This is a genomic window from Clostridium sp. 001, assembly GCF_019056555.1.
GTDB classification, from domain to species: domain Bacteria; phylum Bacillota; class Clostridia; order Clostridiales; family Clostridiaceae; genus Clostridium_B; species Clostridium_B ragsdalei.
The window spans coordinates 882,840-895,852 of record NZ_CP020473.1; the positions used below are offsets into that span (position 1 = coordinate 882,840).

Annotated in this window: 12 protein-coding genes; all 12 read right to left on the reverse strand. The window is 31.2% G+C overall.

The window, feature by feature from the left end:
- Window positions 1-107 precede the first annotated feature (107 nt).
- Entirely contained in the window at window positions 108-947 is an 840-nt protein-coding gene (locus tag B5S50_RS03950; protein ID WP_217303167.1) for a DNA-binding domain-containing protein, read from the reverse strand.
- 81 nt (window positions 948-1,028) lie between these two features.
- Window positions 1,029-2,444 (reverse strand): amino acid permease, encoded by a 1,416-nt coding sequence (locus B5S50_RS03955; RefSeq protein ID WP_217303168.1) that lies wholly within the window; start codon window positions 2,442-2,444, stop codon window positions 1,029-1,031.
- Between the two features lie 172 nt (window positions 2,445-2,616).
- Window positions 2,617-3,456 (reverse strand): DNA-binding domain-containing protein, encoded by an 840-nt coding sequence (locus B5S50_RS03960; RefSeq protein ID WP_217303169.1) that lies wholly within the window; start codon window positions 3,454-3,456, stop codon window positions 2,617-2,619.
- Window positions 3,434-4,720, reverse strand: a complete 1,287-nt coding sequence (locus B5S50_RS03965) for an ATP-binding protein (protein ID WP_217303170.1) — start codon at window positions 4,718-4,720, stop codon at window positions 3,434-3,436. Before B5S50_RS03965 ends, B5S50_RS03960 begins: the two co-directional genes overlap by 23 nt.
- Before the next feature lie 78 nt (window positions 4,721-4,798).
- On the reverse strand, window positions 4,799-5,005 hold the full coding sequence (locus tag B5S50_RS03970; protein ID WP_041705147.1) for a hypothetical protein: 207 nt from the start codon (window positions 5,003-5,005) through the stop codon (window positions 4,799-4,801).
- Between the two features lie 87 nt (window positions 5,006-5,092).
- The gene (locus tag B5S50_RS21775) at window positions 5,093-5,221 is read right to left on the reverse strand and encodes a hypothetical protein (protein ID WP_302180679.1); all 129 of its coding nucleotides are present in this window, start codon (window positions 5,219-5,221) and stop codon (window positions 5,093-5,095) included.
- Between the two features lie 315 nt (window positions 5,222-5,536).
- A complete protein-coding gene (locus B5S50_RS03975) occupies window positions 5,537-6,832 on the reverse strand; it encodes a LysM peptidoglycan-binding domain-containing protein (protein WP_217303171.1) in 1,296 nt (431 codons plus the stop codon).
- A 94-nt stretch (window positions 6,833-6,926) separates the two neighbouring features.
- A complete protein-coding gene (locus B5S50_RS03980; protein ID WP_217303172.1) occupies window positions 6,927-9,008 on the reverse strand; it encodes a methyl-accepting chemotaxis protein in 2,082 nt (693 codons plus the stop codon).
- A gap of 210 nt (window positions 9,009-9,218) precedes the next feature.
- Window positions 9,219-10,157 (reverse strand): carbamate kinase, encoded by a 939-nt coding sequence (gene arcC, locus B5S50_RS03985; RefSeq protein ID WP_217303173.1) that lies wholly within the window; start codon window positions 10,155-10,157, stop codon window positions 9,219-9,221.
- 37 nt (window positions 10,158-10,194) lie between these two features.
- Window positions 10,195-10,443 carry an agmatine deiminase family protein gene (locus B5S50_RS21915; RefSeq protein ID WP_368041497.1) on the reverse strand — a complete coding sequence of 83 codons (249 nt, stop codon included), beginning with the start codon at window positions 10,441-10,443 and terminating at the stop codon, window positions 10,195-10,197.
- A 23-nt stretch (window positions 10,444-10,466) separates the two neighbouring features.
- Window positions 10,467-11,288, reverse strand: a complete 822-nt coding sequence (gene aguA, locus B5S50_RS03990) for an agmatine deiminase (RefSeq protein ID WP_368041498.1) — start codon at window positions 11,286-11,288, stop codon at window positions 10,467-10,469.
- Between the two features lie 83 nt (window positions 11,289-11,371).
- Window positions 11,372-12,997, reverse strand: coding sequence for an amidohydrolase (locus B5S50_RS03995; RefSeq protein ID WP_217303174.1), 1,626 nt, complete (start codon window positions 12,995-12,997; stop codon window positions 11,372-11,374).
- Between the last annotated feature and the right edge of the window lie 16 nt (window positions 12,998-13,013).

A 13,013-nucleotide genomic window follows, 5' to 3' on the forward strand; every position in this document is an offset into this window, starting at 1 on the left:
TTGCTATAGGCTTATTTATTTTTTATATTTCCATATAGATTAAAGAATCTATTTTATTTTTCTAGTGGTGATTCTTCCAACAAGCAAGATTTATTAATAAGAATAATTTATTTATCCTGACATTTAAATATAAGGCCTTCAAAAAACTTATTTATAGAAACCTTTCCTCCTATTTTCCTTTTATGATTTATATAATCCATTTCAGCTTTTACATTGGTAAAATCAAAAAGTGCATTTGCATATGTATGAAAAATATCATCAGCATAATCTTCTATACCCATATTAGATATATTAGTAAGTCCTACTTTTATTGCCCTTCTTATCCTTTGCTTTACAACCTGGGCATTATCTCCTAAATAGTTTTTCAAATCATCTAAATTGCACTCTACAAAATTTCTATTATTCTTCATAAGATATAAACTTATCTTGATTATATCATTTGTACCTTTTTCTCCGAGCATACCAAGCATACCTAGAATATGCCTTACTTTGACCAGATTTTCATTTTCAGTTTTGTCAACCTTTTTACTTTTATTTGAAGTTTTAAGCATTTTCTTTATATTAGACAGCATATTCTCCATTTCTACCCTTTCTGCCACTTTTGAAATTACTTTTTTAACCTCAATCTTATTTATTGGCTTATTTATAAAAAATTCTATTCCTGCTTCATAAGACTCTGCTCTTAAATCACTGTCTAATACTTGAGATATCATAATAAAACAAATGCTTGAATCCAAGCTTTTTAGTTTTCTTACAAGAACATTTCCATCCATTTCAGGCATAAGAAGATCTGCAAGTACAATATCAGGCTTAAGTAAAAGTATGTCATTAAAAGCATCTTCACTATTGCATGAACTTCCTACAACTTCAAAATTAACATCTTCTTCTATTATCATAGTTAATATTCTAACTATGCTTATATCATCATCTACAACATAAAATCTCATCCTGATCACCTTCTATCTCATGTTTTTTTATTTTTATAGTAAACTCTGTGTCTTTTTTTCTTTTGAAACAATTGATATAAATTAACTTGCTCTCTCAATATTCCTCTTCTTATTTTTATTAGAAAATAGTACATATCCTATATACAAAATCAAAGCTGTAGGAACACCAGTATAAATAGCCATTCTTTCAGTAGGGTCAATTATCATTGCTATTATTACTACCACATACAATATAATTGCTACAATCGGAGTAATTGGATAAAATGGTGTTTTATATTTTAAATCTTCAACTTTATTTCCTTCTAACATAAAATTTTTTCTAAAGCGCATTTGACATATACAATCGATTGTATAAATAAATATATCAATACTAGCAAGTAAAGATATAAGAAAAAGATAAACTGTATCTGCTGCTATAAAACTTGAAATAATTGCAAATGATGCAAATGACAGAGAGATAATAAGTGCATATATTGGAACCTTTTTTTTATTTGTTTTAGCTAGTATTTTAGGAGCTTGATTATGTTTTGCAAGTGACCAGAGCGTTCTTATACTTGCATATAAAAAAGAATTGGCTGATGATAATGCTGACGTTACAACAATTATATTAACTAAAAGTGAAGCTGATGTAATTCCTGCACTTTTAAACATATATGCAAATGGACTTCCTGCAAGATTTGCCTGTCTCCATGGAAGTACACATCCAATTAAGAAAATACATGTAACATAACATAAAGTTATTAAAATTATAAATCCTCTTATGGCCTTCGGCATTTCTATCTCAGGATTTTTACTCTCACCAGCTGCAGTTGCAATAAGATCAGAACCACCAAATGCAAAAATAGCAGATAACATCGATGCTAATATTGCATTAAAGCCATTAGGAAAGGCACCACCATCAGAAATAAAATTTGTAAATCCAATAGTTTTTCCTCCTATAATACCTGTAATTATTCCAATTCCAGTTATAACAAATAATATTACAGCTATTACTTTAATACTCGCAAACCAAAATTGAGTTTCTCCAAAATTTCCAGATGGAAGAATATTAAGAACTGCTAACAATATAGTAAACAATAATATCCAAATTATGGGATTAATATTTGGAAAGATATTTTTCATTATAATAGATGAGGCAACTATTTGTGCAGTAACTGTAACTGCACAGCTTATCCATTTCATAAAACCAGTCGTAAATCCCATTGCAGGACTAATAAATTCTGTTGCATATGCTTGTACATTTCCTGAAACAGGCATTGCTACTGCAAGCTCTCCAAGACAAGACATCATTAAATACATTATCAATGCTCCAATTATATATGCTATTACAGCACCTCCTGGGCCGGCTTTATTGATAACGTTTCCAGAAGCTAAAAAAATGCCCGTCCCTATTGTTGCGCCAACTGTATACATTTGAATATGTCTGCTTGCCATACTTCTTTCAAGACCTTTTGACTTATCAAGTACCTCTTCTATATCGTTTTCATTTGCATCCATATTATTTCCTCCTTAATTTAATTTATAAACCATCAAAAATAAACCGTTTTCTCAAATGTCACAATTAATCATATTTTATGATAAAATGTAAGTTTCAAAATAAATCAAGATAATTCAAAAAAGTTCTCAAGATAAAATTTTAAGAACTTTTAATTTAATACTATGCTATTTTTTATTCATCCTGGCATTTAAGTACAAGCCCTTCAAAAAACTTATTTACAGAAACTTTTCCTCCTGTTTTCCTTTTATGATTTATATAATCCATTTCAGCTTTTACATTGGTAAAATCAAAAAGTGTATTTGCATATGTATGAAAAGTATCATCAGCATAATCCTCTATACCCATATTAGCTGTATTAGTAAATCCTACTTTTATTGCCCTTCTTATCCTTTGCTTTACAACTTGAGCATTATCTCCTAGATAGTTTTTCAAATCATCTAAATTGCATTCTACAAAATTTCTATTATTCTTCATAAGATATAAACTTATCTTGATTATATCATTTGTACCTTTTTCTCCGAGCATACCAAGCATACCTAGAATATGTCTTACTTTGATCAGATTTTCATTTTCAGTTTTGTCGACCTTTTTACTTTTATTTGGAGTTTTAAGCATTTTCTTTATATTAGACAGCATATTCTCCATTTCTACCCTTTCTGCCACTTTTGAAATTACTTTTTTAACCTCAATCTTATTTATTGGCTTATTTATAAAAAATTCTATTCCTGCTTCATAAGACTCTGCTCTTAAATCACTGTCTAATACTTGAGATATCATAATAAAACAAATGCTTGAATCCAAGCTTTTAAGTTTTCTTACAAGAACATTTCCATCCATTTCGGGCATAAGAAGATCTACAAGTACAATATCAGGTTTAAGTAAAAGTATGTCATTAAAAGCATCTTCACTATTGCATGAACTTCCTACAACTTCAAAATTGCCGTCTTCTTCTATTATCATAGTTAATATTCTAACTATGCTTATATCATCATCTACAACATAAAATCTCATCCTGATCGCCTTCTATCTTCTCCTCTTTTATTTTTATAGTAAACTCTGTGCCTTTTTTTTCTTCTGAAACAACTGATATTGAGCCCTTAAAAATATCAGTTACAATTCCATTTACATGAGTAAGACCTATTCCTCTGCATATATCTCCGGTTTCTTTATTAAATTTCGTTGAAAATCCAGGATTAAAAACATAAGCTAAATCCTTCTTTTTTATTCCTGATCCATTATCTGACACTACAAAAATGCATTCACCTTGTCTTTTACTAATAACAATTCTTATATAGCCATTTTTTCTCTTTTCCATAGATTCAATACTATTGTAAATTAAGTTCCTTATAATTGAAACCAGATAATAATGTTTCTCTACGCTGAAATTATCATATATCTTAAAATCTAAGTATACATTTAACTTATTTCTTCTTATATGTTCTTTTACATCTGCTTCAACAATATCCATAATATCCTTAATGTTCATCTTAACATTATCATATTTTTTATCAAATATCTCTTCTAAACCTTTTATAACACTTGCATAATCTTTCTTTATTTCATGAACATCCTTTGCAACATCTAAAGACGCATTTTGAAATTCAACTGGATAATTATTTTCAGACAACGTTTTATAAAGATAATAAGCCTTTTTCATAACACCTTCAATATCTGTTTTATTTTTATTCATAAAATATACTTCACTTTTAATTTTTGAAGTAATAAGTATCAGCTTTCTATATCTCTTCTCATGTTCTTCCCTTACAAGTAAAAAACTATAATATCTAAATAACAGTATTACACCTATTGCTATTGTAGATCTTATAAAAGCTATAATTACGAGGTCTTGAAACATAATATACTTATATCCTTTGAAAGCCATAAGTGCACTTAGTTCTAAAACATTACCAATAAAATCACTTAAAACAGCTGAAACAAAAAAATTAGTCAAATTTGCCTCTATTTTCTTCCAATATAAAAAATAATATACCATTCCATATGTAAAATAAAATAGAATATCAGTAAAAACTGGACTAACTATTTGATGTAAACTAGTATTACTTATGTACATAATAAGTCCTCTATAAAGTGGTGAAGCTATTCCAACTATAGCTGTTAAATAAAGAGGATTAATTTCCCTATTAAAATAGAGAAGAATAGGCAGCACAATTACAGATAATGTTATTGTAAAACCAGGTGCAAATAAATTAAAATATACCTGTGAACTAAGGGCAATGCATGCAGCAATGATAAAAACAGTTTTTATCTTTTTCATAGTATCCTTCCTTTTTTATTTTTATTATCTTACATGACTAGTATTACATTCGTTTTACCTTTTGTGTTCATTTTTATTTTAGCAGTATCTTCTACTTAGCATATCTATAATTTCTTGGCCTCTTATACCTTTCCCTTCTTCCAATCCATCCTCATAAGCAGCCTTTAACAAATGCTTTATTAGTTCACAGTTCCATTTATTATTCAAATCTATAGTTATATTACTATTTTTATCAATATCTTTTTCACCTTCCTCTATCAATTCATCAAAATACTTGTCCTTCATTTTTTATTTTCTCACCTTCCTCATAAAAAATTATATCATGTAATTATCGTCGTATTATTTTAATACTATATGTAAGTAGTATGGTTTTTACAGTATACTGTCTGGCACAGTTTTTATTATTAAATTTTCAAGCTCTCTTTTAAATTTTCCATATTGGCTTTCAAGGCATACAACTATTAATTTAAATTTATCTGTTTTATTATAACTATTTATCATCTGGCTCTGCTTTACTTTTACTATTTTCTCTCCATCATTAGTTACCAGAATAACAGCCTGTCCTTATAATACATAGTAATTGTTCCATTATATCTAATCCATCTATTATCATTTGTATTTGAAACACCATTCTGAATACCTAACTTCTAGCTCAAGGAAAATAATTAGCACAAACTATAAAAGTACCTTGTAAGATTAGACACAACCTCTTTTAATGTGTCCATCCTACAGGGTACATTTTAAATTGTACTAAACAGTTTTTAATAATTAAACTATGGAGGAAAAAACTAATTTCGCAGTTATATTCTAACCATATCACCTAGCTGGTATAACTTTTTCAATATTGAACATATTATCAAGTACCTGCCAGTTTTCTGGGAATGGCTTTGCTAAAACCCAGTAGCTAACACCTCGAAGTCCATATTCACTTACAAGTTTATATTTGGCCTCTACACTTCTTGCATCTTCAAACCAAACTACATGCTGCCGTCTTTCTTCATCTATATAGTTATAATATGGTGATTGTGCTTTTTGATCATACCTTATGACAGCTCCGTATCTTCTTGCTCTATCCACCGCTTCTCTATTTCCTACGCTTTCTGCAAATTCTCCTCCTGGGGTGTATGGAAGTGTCCAATCGTATCCATAAAGCGGCATTCCCATCATTATCTTATTAGGAGGTATTACGGTTACTGCATAGTTTATTACTTTTCTCACCTCATTAATTGGGGCAACGGCCATAGGTGGGCCACCCGACCACCCCCACTCGTAAGTCATTATTATTACAAAATCAACTATCCTGCCGTGAGCACTGTAATCATGAGCTCCATGCCATGCACCAGCTTTTACATCATATGTTTTAGGTGCCAATGCAGTTCCAACTACATATCCAAGTGGATGAAGCCTTGCTACTAATTTCTCAAGGAAGCGGTTATACTTCGTTCTATTTTCTGGTTGAATCCTTTCAAAATCTACTATAGTTCCATAATAACCCTTTCTCCTCATCATATCTATCATATTATTTATAAGATTATTTTGAGCTTTCTCATCATTAAGGAACTTTCCTATTAGCTCAGTATCAAAGTTTTTCTCAGATAAATTTGTAACTGAAAGTAACGGTGCAACCCTATTATTTTTTCCAACCGCAATAATTGTTTCATCCCTAAGCGGAGTCAATCCCCCTTCTGCAGTAATATGATGGCTAAAAGGAGTTATATAAGTTAGATATGGTGCTGCATCAATTACAATTCTAGTTTCTTTTTCATCAGTAGAAGGTTGTATAAAACCATTTGTTTCAATAGTTCCATAGTTTTTGGATTTTTCAGGTATTCTAAGTGTCATACCTGGATAAATAGCGGAAGAACTTGACATGTTATTTAAACTCAGTATGCTGTTTACGGAAACTCCAAATTTTTGAGCTATAGACCACAGTGAATCTCCTGCTTTAACCCTATAGGCTCTTTCCCTTGATGGAATTACAATTGATTGTCCAACTACTAAACTTTCCCTTGGATTGAGGTCGTTGGCCTTTATTATACTGTCCGGAGAAACTCCAAATTTTCTAGCTATAGACCATGTAGATTCTCCTGGACGGACTACATATATATTCAAATATATATACGCTCCTTTTTTATTTACTACCATTAGTTATTATATTCAATAGCTCTATTTCTGTTCTAATGTATGGATAAATATTTTTCTCCAGCTAGCTTATTTTAAATTTTTGTATTAGCTTATTCAATTTTTGAACTAATTCAGCTTGATCTCGAGAAGTTTTTAATATCTGATCCATTGCTAATTCAGAATGATCCATACTTTTATGAATAAGATTTGAACTTTCAGCTGACCGTTGAGATGACTCTGCTAAATTTTCTATTGCTGTAGACACTTCCCCCATAGTACTGCTAATTTCTTCAGTCATAGAAGCTAAATTTTTAGACATATTATTTACAAATTTAGCATCTTCTTGGTATTGGATTCCGATGTGATTAAAGTACTTAAATTGAGTTCTTACATTTTCATCCATAAAAACTAATAATTCATTACTATTATTTGAAAGATTAGTAAATCCATTTTTCACTTCACTAATAATCTCTTTTATGTTCTTAACAGCTTCAGATGTTTGTTCTGCTAGTTTTTTTACTTCATCAGCAACTACCGCAAAACTCTTACCTTTTTCCCCTGCTCTTGCAGCTTCAATGGCCGCATTTATGGATAACAAACTTATTTGTTTGGCTACATCTGCTATAGTATCTGCCATTATATCAATTTCTTCAACTACTTTACTCTCTTTAATAGATTCAATAATTTTCTTTTCTTTTTCTCCATAAATTAATTCAGTTTCATGAATTGCATTGCTGCTATTTTGTTCAACTTCTGAAGCTCTTTCCTTTATTTTTAATGAATTATTGCTTCCATTAAGTGCTTTATTTGATAAAGTATTCACGTTAGTCCCAATTTCATACATAGATGCTGATATTTCTTCGGCAGAAGCTGTAGTTTCTTGCACCCCTCCATTAATTTCTTTCATAGCGCCATTAATAGTTTGAAACTGTGAAGTAACTTTTGCTACTGTTTCAGATAAATTTTTACTAGAAAAATTTAATTCATTAGAATAGCCAGCCACATTGCTTACAATTTGTTTAATATTATCTATCATAAAATTAAGATTAACAGCCATTTGACCAAATTCATCTTCAGAATTGATTTGTACTTTATGAGTTAAATCTCCCAAACCTAAACTCTTTGCTAAATTATTAACTTTATCTACATTGCTCTTTAAATATTTTACTAAAAAGATAATAGATAAAACTAATATTAATATAAAAATAGCAGCAATTGCTATCATTCTATTCATTAGAGAAATTACACCTGCATATAATTCTTTTTCAGGAATACAAATTGCTACTATCCATTTTGTTTCAGGAACTTCGTCAAAATAAACTATATTTCTTCCATTTTTATCTATTACCTCTCCTTTGCCAACCTTTAAATTAATCATAATTTGTCCTAACTTTTTCAAAGAATTATTTTTATCTTCAGTAATTTTAGATTTCATAATTTTATCAGTGCCAATATTAGCTCCAGCCATATAAAATCCTTTTTCATCTATTAAAAAGGCCCTTCCGCTCTTCCCAATCTTTATGTTAGCAATATTCTTTTGAATAGAACTTATGTCAATATCAGCAGAAGCTATACCTATAAAACTATGATTATCGTCATAAATAGGTGATGTTGCAGAAACTAAAGTCACTTTTGAAGTACCGTTACTAGCAAGTGAATCCCACAGTGCTGAAGACCATTTTACAGTTTTTTTAGAATTAATATTTACCTTATACCAGCTATCTTTAAAATAATCATCCTGCCCAGTTTTATACACATCTGTAAAGACTACTTTACCTTCATTCTTATATGCATATAGTCCAAAATACTTTAATGCAGAATCAAATTTATTAGGTTCAAACCATATACCTGCCCCTAGGGTTCCAGAATCCGAATTAGAATCCAACATTTCCTTAAGCAAGTTTTGTAAATTTTCTTCACCTACCTTCTTATAAGATGTTTTGACAACATTAGTCATAGCTTCTACAATTTTTGAATGTACTATAAGCTTTTTTTCTATATTATCTATATTATTACTTAAAAGACTTTTCATTTTTCCATTAACTTCAGTATCAATTATTTGCTTGCTTGAGTAATAAGCTGTAGTAGTAAGCATAAGTACAGAAATTATAGTTATTGGTAAGAATATCATCAAAATTTTCATACTAATCTTTTTTAGTTTCAATTTCATTCCTCCTTTCTCATCTAAAATTAATATCTTTCACTTGACTCTAAAACCAATATTACCCTAAATATTCAATAATCCTTTGTCATATTATTCTGAATTCATCGAATGAACCATAATTACATTCTTTTAAATCAATACCTGGTAAAACTATTAGCCTCACCAGGTATCTTTAAAATTACTATTATATATACTACATTTTAATTAGTACTACATTTTAATTAGAGTTCCACTGAGTCCTTGCATTGCAAGTGGTGCTTTTTCTAAAGAAGCAATTACAGCTTTTTTACCAGGCTTACTACTTGCAAACTGGATAGCAGCTTCTACTTTAGGCAGCATACTTCCAGGAGCAAAGTGTCCTTCTTCAGCTAATGCTTTTGCTTCTTTAACTGATACTTCTTTTAATTCTTTTTGATTTGGCTTCCCATAATTAATAGCAACACGATCAACTGCTGTTAAAATAAACAAGTATTCTGCGTCTACAAGTTCTGCAAGCTTTGCAGAAGCAAAGTCTTTATCAATAACAGCTGGAACTCCTTTATAATCTCCATTTTCATCTAAAATAACTGGTACGCCACCACCTCCACATGCAATAACTATAAATTCATGGTCAAGCAAATTCAATATGGAGTCCTTTTCCACTATGTCAACTGGCTTAGGAGATGCAACCATCTGCCTGTAGCCCCTTCCTGCATCTTCTTTCATTACTAATTTAGGGTCTTCTTCCATCATCTTTAATGCCTCTTCTTTTGAATAAAATCCTCCAATTGGTTTTGTAGGGCATTTAAAAGCATTATCATTCTTATCTACTAACATTTGTGTTACTACAGTTGCCACATGCCATGGCATTCCCTGCTTTTTTAGTTCTTTTTTTAACCCCTTTTGCAAATGATATCCTATATATCCCTGACTCATAGCCGTACACTCTGGTAACTCAAATTTTGCAACTTTATCATTGTTAGCTGAAGCAATATCAAGTGCCAGACTTATCATTCCTACTTGAGGACCGTTGCCATGACTTATAATTATTTCATGCCCCTGTTTGATTAATCCAATTAAAGATGGAGCTGCATTATCTATCATTTTCTGTTGTTCTATTGGAGTTTTTCCTAAAGCGTTTCCCCCAAGGGCAATTACAATTCTTGACATATTTCTTCTCCTTTTTTATAAAAATTTCTATGCCTAATTATTTTATACCAGGCTGCTGCTGCGTAATACAATGAATGTTTCCTCCACCAAGCAGAATTTCTCTAGCATATATTCCAACTACCTTACGTCCAGGGAAGCAAGCTTCAAGAGTTTTTCTTGCTTTTTCATCATTAGGGTCTCCAAACATTGGGAATACAACACCTCCATTAGCAATATAGAAATTTGCATAAGAGGCTGCAAGTCGGTCTCCTTCACAACGTGGAAGAGTACCATCTACAGAATCCACTCCTTCACTTTCTTCCTTCGTAATTAGAATGTTTTAGGTAACATTAATTTGTTAATCTTTAGATTTCTACCTTTTGCATCCTTTTCCCTACTTAGAATTTCATATGCTTTTTGAGAAATATCATATTGTGGATCATCTTCGTCCTCTGTCCATGCAAGAACGATTTCACCTGGAGCAATATAATGAAGAATATTATCTACGTGCCCATTTGTCTCATCATTGTATATTCCATAAGGAATCCAAATAATTTTTTCCAGATTTAAATATTTCTTTAATATATCTTCGATTTCTAATTTTGTAAGATGAGAATTACGTCCCTTACTTAATAGACATTCTTCCGTTGTAATCAACGTACCCTCACCATCTACATGAATTGAACCACCTTCTAAAATAAAGTCATCCAGACGATATCTATCTTTTCTCTCAATATCACAAATTTTTCTAGCAACATGATCATCTTTATCCCATGGGAAATACAGACCATCTACCAAACCACCCCATGAATTGAAAGTCCAGTCAATTCCTCTTACTTCCTTTCCATTGGTTACAAAAGTAGGACCACAGTCACGCATCCATGAATCATCTGTGGACATTTCAACCACACGCACCTGCCCTGAAAGTTTGCTTCTTGCATTATCATACTGAGAATTGCTAACACATACAGTTACTGGTTCAAATTCACTAATAGCAGTTGCAACCTCAACAAATACTTTTTGTGCAGGTTTTGCTCCAAGTCTCCAGTTATCCGTTCTTTCAGGCCAAATCATCCAGCATCCATCATGTCTCTCAAATTCTCCTGGCATTCTAAATCCATCTTCTTTAGGTATTGACATTAACGTTTTCACAATAAATACCTTCCTTAATATAATATATTTAGATTATTAAAGTTAATCTATAGTACTAATTAGATAAAATTTATTTAAAACTACTACTCTGCCTTATGTACTACTTTTCCATTAGTCATAGTAAAGCATATTTTAGCATTTAGAAGTTCCTTAGGTGGCAGATTAATAATATCCCTGTCGATAACTGCAATATCTGCTAATTTACCTTTTTCCAATGTGCCAAGTTCCTTACCACGGCCAGCAGCACATGCTGATCCATAGGTATGAGCTATCAATGCCTCTTCTACTGAAATTTTCTGATGAGGTTCCCAGCCTCCTTCAGGTTCTCCCTGTACATTTTCTCTTGTAACAGCATAATAAATTGTTAATAAAGGAATCGGTTCAACAACTGGAGAATCAGTTCCAAATGCCAATGTAACGTTGCTATCAAGCATATCACGGAAAGCCCACATTAATTTAGATCTTTCCAATCCTAAATCCTTTTCAATGCCTGTTGGATCTATTAGACAATGTCCCGGCTGCATTGATGCAATCACATGCAAATCAGCTAAACGTTTTATATCTTCTTTTTGAATATTTTCCAAATGCTCTAAAGTATGCTGTAAATTTGGCTTTCTTCCATATTGCTTTTCTGCTTTTTGAAAAGAATCTAAAGCTAAGTGTATAGCTCCATCTCCAATTGTATGAATTCTGATACTCATATCATTTTCTACTGCTGACATAATAAGATCTTCCATATCTTTTGGATCAATGGTAGTTCTCCCATTGTCACCTTCAAAATAAGCATTAGAATATTGTTCTGAAAGATATGCAGTATGTGTACTTGAAACACCATCAAAGAACTGCTTAGTTCCTCCAAATTTCAACATAGTACCTTTATACTTTTCTCTCATCTTCAAAGGACGTTCCAAATTTTTTGTCATAGTTGGAAACATATTAACACGTGCTTTTAGCAAATTTTCGTCTAATAATTTTTGATATATATCATCTTTAAGTTGATCCATTCCTTCCATAGCCATCATAGACACATCACAAATAGATGTTACTCCATTTTGTACTAAATACCCTTGAAATTTTTTATAAGCCTCAAATAAACATTTTTCATTGGATTGTAAAATATCTGAGCTAGCACTTAAACCTGCGGTTTCAAATAAAACACCAGTTAAATGCCCTTGTTCATCTTTCCCATACTTTCCCCCAACTGGTGGAATTGAATCTTCAGTAATTCCTAATTTTTTAAGTCCTCTAGAATTGAGCCAAAGTGTATGTCCATCCCCTGACATCATTGCCACAGGTCTATCAGGGTAAACTGCATCCAAAGAATCCTTTGTAGGAAGTACTTTATTTTTCCATACAGGAAGATACCATCCTGATGTAACTATCCATTCATCTTCTCCAAATCGATCTGCAAAATCACCAATAGCATCTACACATTCCTGTTCTGAAAAACCTCCAATAAGCAGTACTTTTTTATCAAAAATAAGTGCTGACATTAATCCATGAACATGAGCATCATGAAATCCTGGTATAATTATTTGATCACCATAATTATATATTTGGGTATGTTCATCAACTAGCTCATCTAAGCAAGATGCATCTCCCACATAACTTATTTTATTATCTTTAACTGCAACAATACCCTCTATGACTTCTTTTGAAGTTCCTGTAAAAATATGATTACTTTTTAGAATAATATCTGCTTTATTCATAAACTTCCCCTTTCTA

What these genes read in the sequence shown, in the direction of transcription:
- B5S50_RS03950 (WP_217303167.1), bottom strand. Translation starts at nt 947, where the DNA reads ATGAGATTTTATGTTGTAGATGATGATATAAGCATAGTTAGAATATTA.
- B5S50_RS03955 (WP_217303168.1), bottom strand. Translation starts at nt 2,444, where the DNA reads ATGGATGCAAATGAAAACGATATAGAAGAGGTACTTGATAAGTCAAAA.
- B5S50_RS03960 (WP_217303169.1), bottom strand. Translation starts at nt 3,456, where the DNA reads ATGAGATTTTATGTTGTAGATGATGATATAAGCATAGTTAGAATATTA.
- B5S50_RS03965 (WP_217303170.1), bottom strand. Translation starts at nt 4,720, where the DNA reads ATGAAAAAGATAAAAACTGTTTTTATCATTGCTGCATGCATTGCCCTT.
- B5S50_RS03970 (WP_041705147.1), bottom strand. Translation starts at nt 5,005, where the DNA reads ATGAAGGACAAGTATTTTGATGAATTGATAGAGGAAGGTGAAAAAGAT.
- B5S50_RS21775 (WP_302180679.1), bottom strand. Translation starts at nt 5,221, where the DNA reads ATGATAAATAGTTATAATAAAACAGATAAATTTAAATTAATAGTTGTA.
- arcC (WP_217303173.1), bottom strand. Translation starts at nt 10,157, where the DNA reads ATGTCAAGAATTGTAATTGCCCTTGGGGGAAACGCTTTAGGAAAAACT.
- B5S50_RS03995 (WP_217303174.1), bottom strand. Translation starts at nt 12,997, where the DNA reads ATGAATAAAGCAGATATTATTCTAAAAAGTAATCATATTTTTACAGGA.